This window comes from Streptomyces sp. NBC_01232 (assembly GCF_035989885.1).
In the GTDB taxonomy this organism is placed as follows: Bacteria; Actinomycetota; Actinomycetes; order Streptomycetales; family Streptomycetaceae; genus Streptomyces.
The window spans coordinates 4,919,617-4,934,564 of the sequence record NZ_CP108518.1; the positions used below are offsets into that span (position 1 = coordinate 4,919,617).

Here is a 14,948-nt window from a genome sequence, read left to right on the forward strand (position 1 = left end):
CTGTGTGAGGCAGGCCCTAGACTCCCGTCCGTACCAGATCGTCGACAGTGACCGAGGAGCGAGGAACGGACGTGCCCGAACCAACGGTAGCGACCGTAACCGTGCTCGCGGCGGACTACTTCCGGAGTTATTCGGTCGTCGGTCTCCTGGCCGCCCTCGGTGTGCTCTTCGTGGCCGTCGCCTTCGGCGCGGGCCGCCTGCTGCGGCCCGTCGTCCCGACCCCTGAGAAGCTGCTGACCTACGAATGCGGCGTGGACCCGGTCGGCGAGGGCTGGGCGCACACCCAGGTCCGCTACTACGTCTACGCCTTCCTCTACGTCATCTTCGCCGTCGACTCGATCTTCCTGTTCCCGTGGGCGACGGTGTTCGCCGCCGCCGGTTACGGCGCCACGACGCTGGTGGAGATGTTCATCTTCCTGGGCTTCCTGGCCGTCGGCCTGCTCTATGCGTACAAGAAGGGCGTCCTCGAATGGACGTGACACCGGCTGTGACGCCGACCGAGGGCGTGCTGCTCCCGGAGCCCAAGCGCCTCGGAGTTCTCTCCCGCCTGGCCCCGGAACCGATGAAGGTGGTCCTGAACTGGGGCCGCCGGTACAGCCTGTGGGTCTTCAACTTCGGCCTTGCCTGCTGCGCGATCGAGTTCATCGCAGCGTCCATGGCCCGGCACGACTTCATCCGGCTCGGCGTGATCCCGTTCGCGCCCGGCCCCCGCCAGGCGGACCTCATGATCGTCTCGGGCACCGTCACGGACAAGATGGCCCCGGCGGTGAAGCGGCTCTACGAGCAGATGCCGGAGCCGAAGTACGTCATCTCCTTCGGCGCCTGTTCCAACTGCGGCGGCCCCTACTGGGACTCGTACTCGGTGACGAAGGGCGTCGACCAGATCATCCCGGTCGACGTCTACGTACCGGGCTGCCCGCCGCGTCCCGAAGCCCTCCTGCAGGGCATCCTCAAGCTCCAGGAGAAGATCGCCCGCGAGTCGCTGGCCGAGCGTTACGCGGCCGGGCCGTCGGTCTCCCAGCTGACGAGCGGCCTGGTCACGCCGCCGCCCGCACCCGCGCAGGGGGACGGCGCATGAACCTCTACGACTCCCTCCCCGACGCGGCGCCGACGGTCTTCGGAGCCGAGGCCGTCGGCGAGTTCTCGTACGACGTCCTCACGGTGGACGTGCCCGTCGGCAGCTGGATCTCCGCCCTCGAAATCGCCCGGGACAAGCTGGGCTGCACGTACTTCGACTGGCTGAGCGCGGTGGACGAGCCCGGCACCGGCTTCCGGATCTGCGCGCACGTCGCGTCGCTGGAGAACCACCGGGTGCGCCGGCTGCTGCTGCGCACGACGGTCCCGCACAGCGCGGCCTCCCTGCCGTCCGCCGTCGCCGTCTACGCGGGGGCGGAATGGCACGAGCGCGAGACGTTCGAGATGTTCGGGGTGACCTTCACCGACCACCCGAACCTCGTCCCGCTCCTCCTCCCGGAGAACTTCGAGGGACACCCGCTGCGCAAGGACTTTGTCCTCGCCGCGCGCGTCGCCAAGGCCTGGCCCGGAGCAAAGGAGCCGGGCGAGGCGCACGACCCGGACGCGCCCAAGCGCCGCCAGATGCTTCCGCCGGGCGTCCCGGACCCCAATGACTGGGGCCCGCTGAAGGGGCAGCTCCCGCCGGCCCCCGCCCGTCCGGCCCGCACCCCGCGCGCCGCCGGAGCCGCCGGCGCCGCCGCGCGCACTCCCCGCGAGGGCGCCCCGGTCCGCCGTACCCGCTCGGTCGCCGAAGGCTCGGCCACCCAGCCCCCGGCCGACGCGACCACCGACGCGACCACGGAAACCGCGCCGCGCCCGCCGCGCCGCACCCGCTCGGTGTCGGAGGGCTCGGCCAGCCAGGCCGCCGATCCCGCGACCCCGGACGCACCGGCCGCCGAAACCGCGCCGCGCCCCCCGCGCCGCACCCGCTCGGTGTCGGAGGGCTCGGCCAGCCAGGCCGCGGCAGCCGCCGCCCCGGACGCGGAGCCCACTGCCACCCCGGACGCACCCGCTCCGGAAACCGCGGGGCGCCCGCCGCGTCGTACGCGCTCGGTCGCCGACGGCTCGGCGAGCCAGACCCCGGCCCCGGACGCCCCGGCCGACGCGGAGGCTCCGGCTGCTCCGCCGCGCCGCCCCGCGCCCCGCAGCTCGGACGCCCCCTGGCACGACCCGAAGCCCGCCTTCGAGGAGCCGGCTGCTCGGCCCGCGCCGACCGCCGGGCCCGACGGGCCTCCCGCGGCCGCGCCGAAGGCCGACCCGGCAGCCGGACCCGAGCCGGAAGCCGAACACGAAGCCGAAGCCGAGCCCGGGCGCCCGGCCACCCCCAAGACCGACCCCACCCCCGACAACGGAGGCGACGCGTGAACGACGTCCTCGACGTCGCCCTGCGGCTGATCGTCGTCTTCGCCGTCTTCCTCGTGCTCCCGCTCGTCGTCGGGCAGACCGAGCACAAGGTGATGGCCCACATGCAGGGCCGCCTCGGCCCCATGTACGCCGGCGGCTTCCACGGCTGGGCCCAGCTCGTCGCCGACGGCGTGAAGTTCGCGCAGAAGGAAGACATCGTCCCGGCGAACGCCGACCGCCGGATCTTCCAGCTCGCGCCCGCCGTCGCCCTGCTGCCGTACCTCCTCGTCCTCCTCGCCATCCCGATCGGTCCGGGCGAGGGCGCCGTCGGCCAGGTCATCGACGCGGGCCTGTTCTTCGTGCTCGCCGTCATGGGCGTAGGAGTCCTCGGCTCGCTGATGGCCGGCTGGGCCTCCGCGAACAAGTTCTCCCTGCTCGGCGGCCTGCGCACGGCCGCCCAGCTGCTCGCCTACGAACTCCCGATGCTGCTCACCGCCGCCTCCGTCGCCATGGCCGCCGGTACGGTCTCCCTCCCCGGCATCGTTGAGGCCTTCGAGTGGTGGTGGCTGCCCTGGCAGATCGTCGGCGCACTCGTCTTCTTCACCGCCGGCCTCGCCGAACTGCAGCGCCCCCCCTTCGACATGCCCGTCGCCGACTCCGAGATCATCTTCGGCGCGTACACCGAGTACACCGGCCTGCGCTTCGCGCTGTTCCTGCTCGCCGAGTACGCCGGCATCGTCGTCCTCTGCTTCCTCACCACCGTCCTCTTCCTCGGCGGCTGGCACGGCCCCTTCGGCGGCGACGACCTCGGCTGGGTCTGGACCCTGCTCAAGACCGCGGTCCTCGCCTTCGTCGTGATCTGGCTCCGCGTGAGCTACCCGCGTCTGCGCGAGGACCAGCTCCAGAAGCTCGCCTGGACCACACTCATCCCGCTCGCGCTCGCTCAGATCGCGCTCACCGGCATCGTGAAGGTGGCGATCCAGTAATGCCCATCCCCGGATCCGGCCTGGCCAAGGGCCTGGCCGTCACGCTGCGCACGATGACGAAGCGCTCACACACGGCCCAGTACCCCGAGGTCCAGCCCGAACTCCCGCCCCGCTCCCGCGGGGTCATCGGCCTGTTCGAGGAGAACTGCACGGTCTGCATGCTCTGCGCCCGTGAATGCCCCGACTGGTGCATCTACATCGACTCCCACAAGGAGACGGTTCCGGCGTCCACCCCCGGTGGCCGCGAGCGCAGCCGCAACGTCCTCGACCGCTTCGCCATCGACTTCTCCCTCTGCATGTACTGCGGTATCTGCATCGAGGTCTGCCCCTTCGACGCCCTCTTCTGGTCGCCGGAGTTCGAGTACGCGGAGACCGACATCCACGAGCTGACCCACGAGCGCGACAAGCTGCGCGAGTGGATGTGGACCGTCCCGGCGCCGCCCGCGCTGGACCCGGCCGCCGAGGAGCCCAAGGAGATCGCCGCCGCCCGCAAGGCGGTGGAGAAGTCCGAAGCCGCAGCGGCGGCGGCAGCCGCCGCCGAAGCCGCAGCCGCGGCCCAGGCGGCCGAGAACGAACCGCCGACCACCCCCACCCCGGAGACTGACGCGTGAGCCCCGCCGCCACCCTGGCCGCAGCCGCCGGCACCACCGGGCCCGGCTTCCTCTCCCCGACCGGCGTCGAGATCGCCTTCGTCCTCGTCGGACTCGCCACCCTCGGCGCGGCCCTCGTCACGGTCACCACCAAGCAGCTGGTGCACGCCGCCCTGTGGCTGGTCGTCGCGCTCGGCGGCATCGCCGTCGAGTACCTGCTGCTGACCGCCGAGTTCATCGCCTGGGTCCAGGTCCTCATCTACCTCGGTTCCGTGGTCGTCCTCCTCCTCTTCGGGCTGATGCTCACCAAGGCCCCCATCGGCCGCTCCCCGGACGCGGACTCCGGGAACCGCTGGATCGCGCTCGGCGTCGCCGCCGTCGCGGCCGTGTCGCTGGTCTGGGTGGTCGTCGACGCCTTCCGCACCACCTGGATCGACCTCGACGGACCGGTCCAGGGCTCCACGAAGGTCTCCGGCGAGATCCTCTTCCAGCACTGGGTGCTGCCCTTCGAGGCGCTCTCCGTCCTCCTCCTCGCCGCCCTGATCGGGGCCATCGTGCTGTCCCGCAGGAACGACCCCGCCGAAGAAGCCGACGCCGCCACCCCGGCCGGCCCCGGCGACAAGAAGGGCCGGCGCTGATGCACCTCGCCTACCCCGCCGTGCTCGCGGCGCTCCTCTTCTGCACGGGCCTGTACGGAGTACTGGCCCGCCGCAACGCCATCCTGGTCCTGATGTCCGTCGAGCTGATGCTCAACGCCGTCAACCTCAACCTGGTGGCCTTCGACGTCTGGCTGCGCGACACCCTGCACGCCGGCCAGGCCCTCACCCTCTTCACCATCGCGATCGCCGCCGCCGAGATCGGCATCGGCCTCGCGATCGTGCTGATGGTGTACCGCAACCGGGGCACCTCCGACGTCGACCGGCTGCGCGACACCGCCGAGGGCCACGAGCCCGCCCAGACCGACCAGAGCGAGGTCACCGCGTGAGCACCACGACCCTCGCCGTCCTCGTCCCGCTGCTGCCCTTCCTGGGCGCGGTGGCGGGACTGCTCCTCGGCCGCCGCGCCCCCGGATTCGTCCGGCCGCTCGCGATCCTGCCGACGCTCGGCGCCGCCGTACTGGCCGTACTCGTCGCCGTCCGCCAGGGCGGCGGCAAGACGATCGACACCGCGACCGAGCTGACCCCGACCGGCTCGGTGCCGATCGACCTGTCGCTCTACATCGACGGCTTCGCCGCACTCGTCGCAGTCCTGGTCGGGGTCGTCGCCACCTGCGTACAGATCTACTCGACGGCGTACCTCCGTGAGGACCCGCGCTACCCGTCGTATGCCGCTCTCGTCTCACTGTTCACCTCCGCCATGCTGCTCGTCGTCTACTCCGGCGACCTGATGGTGCTGCTGGTCGGCTGGGAAGTCATGGGCATCTGCTCCTACTTCCTGGTCGGCCACTACTGGGAGACCGAAGCGGCCCGCTCCGCCTCCCTGAAGGCCTTCCTCGTCACCAAGCTCGGCGACGTCCCCTTCCTGATCGGCCTGTTCGCGCTCGCCACCGACGCCGGCTCCTTCCGGATCCCGAAGATCCTGGACACCGTCGCCGAGGGCGGACTCGACCACCCGACCCTGATCGCGCTGCTCCTGCTCGCCGGGGTCGCGGGCAAGTCCGCGCAGTTCCCGCTGCACACCTGGCTCCCCGACGCCATGGCCGGCCCGACGCCGGTCTCGGCGCTGATCCACGCGGCGACGATGGTCGCCGCCGGCATCTACTTCGTCGCCCGCCTCCTGCCCGTCTTCGCGGCCTCCGGCGCCGCACTGGTGGTCATGGCCGTGATGGCGGCCGTGACGATGGTCGGCTCCGGCCTGGCCGCCCTCGCCCAGGACGACATCAAGCGGGTGCTCGCCTACTCCACGATCGGCCAGCTCGGTTACATGACCGGCGCCCTGGCCGTCGGCGACCGCGGCGCCGCCGTCTTCCACCTCCTGTCCCACGGCGCCTTCAAGGCGCTCCTCTTCCTCGGCGCCGGCGTGATCATCCACGCCGCCGGTACGAACTCCCTGGGCGTCATGTCCCGGATGGACGGCCTGGCCAAGCGCATCCCCGACGCCTTCTGGACGATGACGATCGCGCTGCTCGCGCTCGCCGCGATCCCGCCCTTCGCCGGCTTCTTCTCCAAGGAAGCCGTCCTCGTCGCCGCCGAGCACACCGCGACCGGCCACTCCGCGTTCGCCCCCAGCGCCGCCGGCTGGCTGGTGCTGACAGCCGGTCTGCTGACCGCCCTGCTCACCGCCGCCTACGCCACCCGGCTGTGGCTGATGGCCTTCCGCGGCCGGGGCGCTGCCGCCCCCGACCACGGCAAGGAGCCCCTCGCCATGACCGGCGTGCTGTGGCTGCTGGCGATCCCGTCGGTCGGCTTCGGCCTCGCGGCGGGCCCCATCGCCGACTGGTTCGACGACGGGGAACTCACCCCGACCCTGGTCACCTCCGTCCTCGGCACGGGCGCCGCGGCCATCGGCGCGATGCTCACCTACGCCCTCTGGCAGCGCGCCTCCGCGAAGGCCGCCCTCGCGACGGCGGACGGCATCGGAGCCGGATCGGGAGCCGGTGCCAGGGCCGGCGCCGGGGCCGGTGCCGAAGTGCCCGCCTCCGTCGCCGCCGCCGAATCCGCCGCGGAAACCCCCGAGGTGGCCGAGGTCACCCACGATCACCCCGCCGTCCCGGCCGGCCCCGCCGCCGACCCCGGCAAGGCGCTCCTCGGCCCCCTGCACCGCCACGCGGCCGACGGCTTCCACCTCGACGCCGTCTACGACCGGCTCTTCGTGCGGCCCGTCCGGGCCGCGGCGAGCCTCGTCCGCTTCCTCGACCGCGAGGTCGTGGACACATACGTCCGCGGGGCGGGCACCGGCACCCGGCTGCTCGGCAGCCTCGTACGCCGCGCCCAGACCGGCAACGTGCAGAGCTACCTGAGCGCCCTGCTCGCCGGCGCCGTGGTCCTGGCGATCGCCACCGCCGTCCTCGCCAACGTCAACGCCGGATCGTGAGCCGTGAGTCAGCCGTGATTGATATCAGCCCGTCCGTGATGCAGTTCCTTCTGGCGTTCGTCGTGGCCGCACCGCTCCTCGGCTCCGCCGCGGCGCTCCTGCCCGCCCCGCCCGGCCTCAAGGGCAAGAGCCCCGAACAGGCCGTGCTCCGCCACGGCGTCACCGTGACCGGAGTGATCCTCGCCGCGGCCATCGCCCTCGCCCTGGGCTTCGACCACGACGCCCCGTCCCGCTTCCAGGCGACGACGGACATCAGCTGGATCCAGGCGCTGAACGTCCGGATCCACCTCGGCATCGACGGCATCTCGCTCCCCCTCCTCCTGATGACCGCGCTGCTGTTCTTCCTCTGCGCGCTCTACAGCTACTTCAAGCTCCCCGAAGGACCCTCCCCGAAGGCCTTCGTCGCCCTGCTCCTGGTCCTGGAGTCCGGCACCCTCGCGACCTTCGCCGTACTCGACCTGCTGCTCTTCTTCCTCGCCTTCGAGATGGTCCTCATCCCGATGTACTTCCTCATCGCCCGCTGGGGCGGTGCTCAGCGGCAGGCCGCCGCCTGGAAGTTCATCCTCTACACGCTCCTCGGCTCCGTCGTCATGCTGCTCGGACTCCTCCTCATCGGTGTGACGGCGGGCACATTCGACATGGTGGCACTCGCCTCTGACAACGGCCGCGAACTGTCCAGCACCACCCAGCTCCTGGCCGTGGCCTCCATCGGAATCGGCCTCGCCGTGAAGACCCCGATGTGGCCCCTGCACAGCTGGCTGCCGGACGCCCACACCGCCGCGCCCACCGTCGGATCCGTCCTGCTGGCCGGCGTCCTGCTCAAGATGGGCACGTACGGGTTCGTCCGCATCCTGCTCCCCGTCACCCCCGACGGCATGGCCACCTTCGCCCCTTACCTGGGCGCCTTCGCCGTCGTCGGCATCGTCTACGGATCGCTCGCCTGCCTCGCGCTGGCCCGCAAGGGGAACAAGGGCGACCTCAAGCGCCTCATCGCCTACTCCTCCGTCGGCCACATGGGCTTCGTGCTCCTCGGCATCGCGAGCATGACCCCCACCGGCGTCAACGGCGCGCTCTTCGCGAACATCGCCCACGGCCTGATCACCGGCCTCCTCTTCTTCCTGGTCGGCGCCCTCAAGGACCGCTACGGCACCGCCGACCTCGACACCCTCGCCGGAGCCACCGGCGCAGCCCTCTACGGCCGCGCCCCCCGCCTCGGCGCGTTCCTCGCCTTCGCCGCCGTCGCCTCCCTGGGCCTCCCGGGCCTGGCCGGCTTCTGGGGCGAGATGCTGGCCCTCTTCGGCGCCTTCGACCCCGCCGAGGGCCTCTCCCGCCCCGCGTTCCTCACCTACACGGCCATCGGCGCGTTCGGCACCCTGCTCACCGCGGCCTACCTGCTGATCGTCGTACGGCGCGTCTGCATGGGAGACCCCAAAGCCGGTCCCGAGCTCGCCGTCGCGGACATCCAGCACTACGAGTTCGCCGCCTGGACCCCGCTCGTCGCCCTCACCGTCCTCGCCGGCCTGTGGCCCGCGGTCCTCCTCGGCCTCACCGATCCGGCCGTCCAGAAGCTCCTCGCAGGAGGCAACTCATGACGGCCATGACGGCCCTGACGGTCCTCTCCGCCGAGGCCCCTAGCCTGGTCCAGTCCGTCGACTGGCTCGCCATCGCACCCGTGGTGATCACCGCCGCCGTCGGCCTGCTCGTCCTCGTCGCCGACCTCTTCATCCCCGAGCGCCACAAGCCGGTCCTCGGCTGGATCTCGGTGGCCGGCCTGGCGGCCGCGACGGCCTTGCTGCTGCCCCTGCGCGCCGGTGACCGCACCACCTTCTGCCTCACCGGCGACCCGGAGGCCTGCAGCTACGTCGCCGACCACTTCACGCTCGTCGTGCAGTTCCTCGTGCTGGCCGGCGCCCTGGTCACCGCCCTGGTATCGGTCACCGCCGTCCGAGACACCCGCATGCCGGCCGGCGAGTACTGGTTCCTGCTGCTGTCCTCGGCCGCCGGCGCCGCCCTGCTGCCCGCCTCCCGCGACCTCGCCACCCTGATCGTCGCGCTCGAAGTCGCCTCGCTGCCCGCCTTCGCCCTCGTCGGCATGCGCCGCGGCGACCGGCTCTCCTCCGAGGCCGCCCTGAAGTTCTTCCTGTCCTCCGTCACCGCCACCGCCGTGTCGCTGATGGGTGTCAGCTTCGTCTACGCCGTCACCGGATCCCTGCACCTCACCCAGGTCGCCGACCGCCTCGAAGACGTCCCCGGGCAGCTCGGCACCCTCGCCATGGCCGGTGTCGCGCTCACCCTCGTCGGCTTCGCCTTCAAGACCGCGGCCGTCCCCTTCCACTTCTGGGTCCCCGACACCTACGTCGGCGCCCCGCTGCCCATCGCCGGCTACCTCTCGGTGATCGGCAAGGCCGTCGGCTTCACCGGCCTCATCCTCGTCACGGTGATCGCCTTCCCGGCGTACTCCGACATCTGGGGCCCGGCCCTCGCCGTCCTCGCCGCGCTCACCATGACCCTGGGCAACGCCGCCGCGGTGCGCCAGTCCGCGGACCGCCCGAACAGTGCCGTCAGGCTCCTCGCCTGGTCCTCGGTCGGCCAGGCCGGTTACCTGCTGGTCCCGATCGCCGCCGCCGCGTACTCCGAGCGCGACCAGATCGGCTCCACCCTCGCCTACGCCCTCATGTACGCCGCCGTGAACCTCGGCGCCTTCGCCGTGGCCGCCCTGGTCGCCCGTACGAAGCCGCTCAACCGGCTCAGCGACTACCGCGGCCTGTACGCGGAGCGCCCGGCGGCCGCCCTCTCGCTGGCCTTCTTCCTGCTCTGCCTGGCCGGCCTGCCGCCGGGCATCATCGGGCTCTTCGCCAAGGTCACCGTCTTCCGGTCCGCGGTCGACGCAGGGCTCGGCTGGCTGGCCGTGGTCATGGCGATCAACGTCGTCATCGCCCTGTACTACTACCTGCGCTGGACGGCCCTGCTCTTCCGCACCCCCGAGGGCGCGCAGACCCGTACGCGGGCCCCCTGGCCGGTGACGGCGGCCATCGTCCTCACCGCGATCACGGCGGTCGTCCTATCGGGCGCCCCGGAGCTCATCCTGCGCGTCACGTCGGGCAGCCTCTTCGCGCAGTAGCAGGAGCCCCGTCACCCGTACGGAGCAGCGCACCCCGCGGCCCCGCCGCCCCTCCCGCAGGGGCGGCGGCGGGCGGCCGCCGCTCCACCGTGCCCTGGGAACCTGACGCCCTCACCTCGCGTTGACCAGGGAGGGAGGGTCCACTGGACCGTAGACCCTCACATCCATGACGGGCTTCCCTGCCGCACCACCTGGAGGGCGTACCGTGCACCGCCGGCACAACGGGCTGAAGACCGCCGTACTCCTCGGCGGGCTGTCCGCACTCATCATCCTCATCGGCAGCTTCTTCGGACGGGGCGGCCTGATCATCGCCGTCCTCGTCGCCCTCGGGACGAACGCCTACGCGTACTGGAACAGCGACAAGCTGGCTCTACGCGCGATGCGCGCCCGCCCCGTGAGCGAATTCGAGGCTCCGCAGCTCTACCGCATGGTGCGGGAACTCTCCACATCCGCCCGCCAGCCCATGCCACGCCTCTACATCTCGCCCACCGAGGCACCCAACGCCTTCGCCACCGGCCGCAACCCGCGCAACGCGGCCGTCTGCTGCACCGAGGGCATCCTGCGCATCCTCGACGAGCGCGAGCTGCGCGGCGTCATCGGCCACGAGCTCAGCCACGTCTACAACCGCGACATCCTGATCTCCTCGGTCGCCGGCGCACTCGCCTCGGTGATCATGTTCCTGGTCAATTTCGCCTGGCTCATCCCGATCGGTCGGTCGAACGACGACGAGGGCCCCGGCCTGCTGGGCATGCTGCTCATCATGATCCTGGGCCCCCTGGCCGCCTCCGTGATCCAGCTGGCCATCAGCCGCTCGCGCGAGTACGAGGCCGACGCCTCCGGCGCCCAGCTCACCGGGGACCCGCTCGCCCTGGCCAGCGCCCTGCGCAAGCTCGACGCGGGCACCAAGCAGCTTCCGCTGCCGCCGGAGCCCCGCCTGGAAACGGCGAGTCATATGATGATCGCCAACCCGTTCCGGCCAGGTGCGGGCCTTACCAAGATGTTCTCCACCCACCCTCCGATGGCCGAGCGCATCGCCCGGCTCGAACAGATGGCAGGCCGCCGCCAGTGAAGACAATCCTCAACATCATTTGGCTCATCCTCAGCGGCATCTGGCTGTTCCTGGGCTACGTCCTCGCGGGTGCGATCCTCTGCATCACGATCATCGGCATCCCCTTCGGCATCGCCGCCTTCCGCATCGCCGTCTACGCCCTCTGGCCCTTCGGCTACACCACCGTCGAGCGCCACGACGCGGGCGCGGGCTCCGCCATCGGCAACGTCCTGTGGCTGGTCCTGGCGGGCTGGTGGCTGGCCCTGGGCCACATCTTCACGGGCATCGCGCTGTGCGTGACGCTCATCGGCATCCCCTTCGGCATCGCCAACTTCAAGATGGTCCCGCTCGCCCTGCTCCCGCTGGGCCGCGAGATCGTCCCGACGGACGCCCCGTTCGCCTCTCGGTGACACAGTCCGTCCGGACCCCCCTGCGGGCGTCGTGCGAGGCGGCGGAGACCTTTCTCCGCCACCGCGCCGGCGCCCGCAGGCGTCCGGCGCCGAGGTTGTCCACAGGCCGGGCGGGTTGTCGGTGGTGTGCGTCACCATGAACGCATGAACGAGACCGAGCAGTTGCTGGAGCAAGTCGCAGAGCGCGTACGCAACTCCGCGCAGGGGCACGAAAAGCCCCTGCCGGGGCCGCTGGCCTCCGGTGAGGCCGCCCGGGCCGAGGGCATAGTCGGCTTCGCCCTGCCCCCGCTGCTCACCCGTCTCTACACCCACGTCGGCGACGGCGGCTTCGGCCCCGAACACGGCCTGCTGCCCCTGCGCCAGGCCGTCGCCGCCTACGAGGCGCAGCGCGTCTCCGGATGGCGCTGGCCCGAGGGAGTCCTGCCCGTGGCCGACCTCGGTTGCGCCATGTACGCCTGCGTGGACTGCCGCTCCGACACCGCCCAGGTCCTGCTGTTCGACCCGAATCCGGGGGAGCCGGACCTGGCCTGGTCCCTCGACAGCCCGAGCCTGGCGGGCTGGCTGCGCGGCTGGCTCGACGGCACCGCCTGGTTCTGCGAGGAATCCGGCCTGGGGGAGGAGTGCGACCTGGAGCTGGCGCCCTGGGCCGAGTTCAGATCCCGGATCTGAGCCGCCCCCGCAGCCCGTAGGCCAGTGCGCCCACCGCCAGCACCGCCGCCCCCGTGACCGCCGAATCCGGGGGCAGCGCACAGGCCAGCACCACACAGCCGGACAGCCCGACCGCTGCCACGGCCCGACCCTTGACAGCTGAATCGAGAGTCCACGCAGAGGCGTTCGCGATCGCGTAGTAGACGAGCACTCCGAAGGAGGAGAAACCGATCGCGCCCCGCAGATCGGCGGAGGCCGCCAGCACCGCCACGACCGCACCCACCGCGAGCTCCGCATGGTGCGGCACCCGGTGCCGGGGGTGTACGGCAGCCAGCGCGCGCGGGAGATGCCCGTCCCGCGCCATCGCCAGCACGGTCCGCGACACCCCGAGCACGAGCGCCAGCAACGAGCCCAGCGCGGCCAGGGCCGCGCCCACCCGGACGACCGGGGCCAGTTCCGGCGCGCCCGCCGCCCGGACCGCGTCGGCCAGCGGAGCCGCCGACCGGGCCAGCCCCTCGACGCCGAGCACCGACAGCGCCGCCACCGCCACCGCGGCGTACACCAGCAGTGCGATCCCCAGCGCGACCGGCACCGCCCGCGGGATCGTCCGTTCCGGGTCCCGCACCTCCTCGCCCAGGGTGGTGATCCGGGCGTAGCCCGCGAAGGCGAAGAACAGCAGGCCGGCGCCCTGCAACAGCCCGAAAGGGGTCCAGTGCGCCCCGGCGAGCCGCTCCGGTCCTGCCGGATCCGAGGACAGGCACACCACGACCACCCCTGCCAGCACCGCCAGGACCGCCGCCACGATCAGCCGGGCGATCCGGGCGGACTTCTGGACACCGCCGTAGCTCGCCGCGGTGATCGCCACCACCCCCGCCACGGCCACGGCGTGCTCGCGCCCCGGCCACACGTAGGCACCCACCGTCAGTGCCATCGCCGCACAGGACGCGGTCTTGCCGATCACGAAGCCCCAGCCGGCCAGATACCCCCAGAAGGGTCCGAGCCGCTCGCGCCCGTAGACGTACGTGCCGCCGGAAGCCGGATACCGGGCAGCAAGCCGAGCCGAGGAGTGCGCGTTGCAGTAGGCCACCAGGGCCGCCAGGGCGAGAGCGGCCAGCAGCGCGCCGCCCGCCGCCCGCGCCGCGGGCGCGAGAGCGGCGAAAATACCGGCGCCCACCATCGCGCCGAGCCCGATGACGACGGCGTCGAACACCCCGAGGGTGCGCTTCAGTTCGGCTTCCACGGGCGGAGGGTAACCCCGCTAGATGACGCCCTCCCGGCCGGGGAGCGGCGCCCGGGTGCGTTCCCAGCCCTCCAGGGCGGTCAGACAGGCGTGATCCAGGTGGCGCAGCCCGCTCAGGTCCAGCCGCACCGGCTGCCCGTGCGGCAGCGCGTCCAGGGCGTCGAGCAGCTTGGGCAGCCTCAGGAAGCTGGCGTTCCCCACGACCCGCACGCACAGCTCCTCGTCCTCCCACACCTCCTCGATGTGCACGTGGGAGGTCTCCCAGGCCGCCTTCGCGACGGCCAGGCCCAGCCCGATCAGCACCCCCTCGAAGAGATTGGTGACCAGGATCGCCGAGGCCGTCACCACGAGCACCACCGCCTCGCCCCGGTGCGTCCGCCACAGCGCCGCCACCGCCCTGGCCGGCAGCAGCTTCCAGCCCGCGTGCAGCAGCACCCCGGCCAGCGCGGCCAGCGGCACGCTCTCCAGAACCCGGGGGAACGCCACGGCGAAGAGCAGCAGCCAGCCGCCGTGCATCACCCGGGCCGCGCGGGTGCGCGCCCCGGCCTCCACATTGGCGGCGCTGCGCACGATGACCGCGGTCATCGGCAGTGCGCCGAGCAGCCCGCACACGCTGTTGCCCACACCCTGGGCGATGAGTTCCTTGTCGTACTCCGTCCTGGGCCCGTCGTGCATGCGGTCCACGGCGGCTGCGCTGAACAGCGTCTCGGCGGAGGCGATCAGCGCCAGCGCGACCACGGTCCCGGCCGCGCCGACCGAGGCCAGCACCTCGAAGTCGCCCCAGGCGGGCGGGGACACGGCCGCCAGTGCGCCGGTCACCCGTACCTTCTCGACGGGCAGCCGCAGCAAGGCGGCCGCGGCGGTCGCGGCGGCCACGCCGACGAGCGCCCCGGGCACGATCCGCAGCCTGGCGGGCATCCGGCGCCAGGCGACCATGAGGGCGATCGTCCCGACCCCCAGCAGGACGGCGGCCAAGTCGGCCTGCGCGCCGAGCTCGTGGACCCCGGCCAGCTTCGCGAGGGTCTGCCCCGGAGCCGGCACACCGCCCAGGGCGTACAACTGCCCGGAGATCAGGACCAGCCCGATCCCGGCCAGCATCCCGTGCACGACGGCGACGGAGATCGCCCGGAACCACCGCCCGAGCCGCAGCACCCCCATGCCCAGCTGCACCACCCCGGCGGCCAGCACCAGTACTCCGAGCGCGGGGAGGCCGTAGGCCTGCACCGCCTCGTAGACGAGCACGGTGAGCCCGGCGGCGGGCCCGCTCACCTGCAGGGAGCTCCCGCGGAACCAGCCGGTGACCAGCCCGCCGATCACCCCGGTGACGATCCCCAGCTCGGCCGGCACCCCGGAGGCGACCGCCACCCCCACGCACAGGGGTAATGCGACCAGCGCGACGACGACGGACGCCCCGAAGTCATCACGAAACGAGCCGGCCCCAGGCATGCGAGAACCCCCTGCCACGCGGTGATGTGATGCCACCCAGCGTGCTGGGCGCACTCATCACCGCCCAA

At 72.2% G+C, this 14,948-nt stretch carries 15 protein-coding genes; 13 read left to right on the forward strand and 2 right to left on the reverse strand.

Annotated features, from left to right (window positions below; genetic code table 11):
- Positions 1 to 71 precede the first annotated feature (71 nt).
- From OG444_RS22755 to OG444_RS22815, 13 genes are all read left to right on the forward strand, one after another.
- Positions 72 to 479 carry an NADH-quinone oxidoreductase subunit A gene (locus OG444_RS22755; protein WP_327263923.1) on the forward strand — a complete coding sequence of 136 codons (408 nt, stop codon included), beginning with the start codon at positions 72 to 74 and terminating at the stop codon, positions 477 to 479.
- Positions 470 to 1,078, forward strand: a complete 609-nt coding sequence (locus OG444_RS22760) for an NADH-quinone oxidoreductase subunit B (protein WP_327263924.1) — start codon at positions 470 to 472, stop codon at positions 1,076 to 1,078. The genes OG444_RS22755 and OG444_RS22760 overlap by 10 nt, the downstream gene beginning before the upstream one ends.
- On the forward strand, positions 1,075 to 2,379 hold the full coding sequence (locus OG444_RS22765) for an NADH-quinone oxidoreductase subunit C (RefSeq protein ID WP_327263925.1): 1,305 nt from the start codon (positions 1,075 to 1,077) through the stop codon (positions 2,377 to 2,379). Before OG444_RS22760 ends, OG444_RS22765 begins: the two co-directional genes overlap by 4 nt.
- Complete coding sequence (locus OG444_RS22770) at positions 2,376 to 3,344, forward strand: complex I subunit 1/NuoH family protein (RefSeq protein ID WP_327263926.1); 969 nt, start codon at positions 2,376 to 2,378, stop codon at positions 3,342 to 3,344. The genes OG444_RS22765 and OG444_RS22770 overlap by 4 nt, the downstream gene beginning before the upstream one ends.
- Positions 3,344 to 3,955, forward strand: coding sequence for a NuoI/complex I 23 kDa subunit family protein (locus tag OG444_RS22775; protein ID WP_327263927.1), 612 nt, complete (start codon positions 3,344 to 3,346; stop codon positions 3,953 to 3,955). Before OG444_RS22770 ends, OG444_RS22775 begins: the two co-directional genes overlap by 1 nt.
- The gene (locus tag OG444_RS22780) at positions 3,952 to 4,572 is read left to right on the forward strand and encodes an NADH-quinone oxidoreductase subunit J family protein (RefSeq protein WP_327263928.1); all 621 of its coding nucleotides are present in this window, start codon (positions 3,952 to 3,954) and stop codon (positions 4,570 to 4,572) included. Before OG444_RS22775 ends, OG444_RS22780 begins: the two co-directional genes overlap by 4 nt.
- The gene (gene nuoK / locus OG444_RS22785; RefSeq protein WP_327263929.1) at positions 4,572 to 4,919 is read left to right on the forward strand and encodes an NADH-quinone oxidoreductase subunit NuoK; all 348 of its coding nucleotides are present in this window, start codon (positions 4,572 to 4,574) and stop codon (positions 4,917 to 4,919) included. The genes OG444_RS22780 and nuoK overlap by 1 nt, the downstream gene beginning before the upstream one ends.
- On the forward strand, positions 4,916 to 6,967 hold the full coding sequence (locus tag OG444_RS22790; protein ID WP_327263930.1) for an NADH-quinone oxidoreductase subunit 5 family protein: 2,052 nt from the start codon (positions 4,916 to 4,918) through the stop codon (positions 6,965 to 6,967). Before nuoK ends, OG444_RS22790 begins: the two co-directional genes overlap by 4 nt.
- Before the next feature lie 38 nt (positions 6,968 to 7,005).
- Positions 7,006 to 8,559: a complex I subunit 4 family protein gene (locus tag OG444_RS22795; RefSeq protein WP_327263931.1), complete on the forward strand. Its 1,554-nt coding sequence runs from the start codon at positions 7,006 to 7,008 to the stop codon at positions 8,557 to 8,559.
- Complete coding sequence (locus OG444_RS22800; protein WP_327263932.1) at positions 8,556 to 10,088, forward strand: NADH-quinone oxidoreductase subunit N; 1,533 nt, start codon at positions 8,556 to 8,558, stop codon at positions 10,086 to 10,088. Before OG444_RS22795 ends, OG444_RS22800 begins: the two co-directional genes overlap by 4 nt.
- Before the next feature lie 205 nt (positions 10,089 to 10,293).
- Positions 10,294 to 11,157 (forward strand): zinc metalloprotease HtpX, encoded by an 864-nt coding sequence (gene htpX, locus OG444_RS22805; RefSeq protein WP_327266892.1) that lies wholly within the window; start codon positions 10,294 to 10,296, stop codon positions 11,155 to 11,157.
- Positions 11,154 to 11,546, forward strand: coding sequence for a YccF domain-containing protein (locus OG444_RS22810; protein WP_327263933.1), 393 nt, complete (start codon positions 11,154 to 11,156; stop codon positions 11,544 to 11,546). The genes htpX and OG444_RS22810 overlap by 4 nt, the downstream gene beginning before the upstream one ends.
- A gap of 144 nt (positions 11,547 to 11,690) precedes the next feature.
- Positions 11,691 to 12,215 carry an SMI1/KNR4 family protein gene (locus OG444_RS22815; RefSeq protein WP_327263934.1) on the forward strand — a complete coding sequence of 175 codons (525 nt, stop codon included), beginning with the start codon at positions 11,691 to 11,693 and terminating at the stop codon, positions 12,213 to 12,215.
- Here the strand turns inward: OG444_RS22815 and OG444_RS22820 are convergent.
- Both OG444_RS22820 and OG444_RS22825 read right to left on the reverse strand, forming a co-directional pair.
- Complete coding sequence (locus tag OG444_RS22820) at positions 12,199 to 13,434, reverse strand: APC family permease (RefSeq protein ID WP_327263935.1); 1,236 nt, start codon at positions 13,432 to 13,434, stop codon at positions 12,199 to 12,201. The two genes, OG444_RS22815 and OG444_RS22820, sit on opposite strands and share 17 nt — an antisense overlap.
- A gap of 18 nt (positions 13,435 to 13,452) precedes the next feature.
- Positions 13,453 to 14,880, reverse strand: a complete 1,428-nt coding sequence (locus tag OG444_RS22825) for a SulP family inorganic anion transporter (protein ID WP_327263936.1) — start codon at positions 14,878 to 14,880, stop codon at positions 13,453 to 13,455.
- Positions 14,881 to 14,948 lie beyond the last annotated feature (68 nt).

Coding starts and splice junctions, on each gene's coding strand:
- OG444_RS22815 (WP_327263934.1), top strand. CDS start 11,691: ATGAACGAGACCGAGCAGTTGCTGGAGCAAGTCGCAGAGCGCGTACGC.
- nuoK (WP_327263929.1), top strand. CDS start 4,572: ATGCACCTCGCCTACCCCGCCGTGCTCGCGGCGCTCCTCTTCTGCACG.
- OG444_RS22795 (WP_327263931.1), top strand. CDS start 7,006: ATGCAGTTCCTTCTGGCGTTCGTCGTGGCCGCACCGCTCCTCGGCTCC.
- OG444_RS22765 (WP_327263925.1), top strand. CDS start 1,075: ATGAACCTCTACGACTCCCTCCCCGACGCGGCGCCGACGGTCTTCGGA.
- OG444_RS22775 (WP_327263927.1), top strand. CDS start 3,344: ATGCCCATCCCCGGATCCGGCCTGGCCAAGGGCCTGGCCGTCACGCTG.
- OG444_RS22800 (WP_327263932.1), top strand. CDS start 8,556: ATGACGGCCATGACGGCCCTGACGGTCCTCTCCGCCGAGGCCCCTAGC.
- OG444_RS22760 (WP_327263924.1), top strand. CDS start 470: ATGGACGTGACACCGGCTGTGACGCCGACCGAGGGCGTGCTGCTCCCG.
- OG444_RS22825 (WP_327263936.1), bottom strand. CDS start 14,880: ATGCCTGGGGCCGGCTCGTTTCGTGATGACTTCGGGGCGTCCGTCGTC.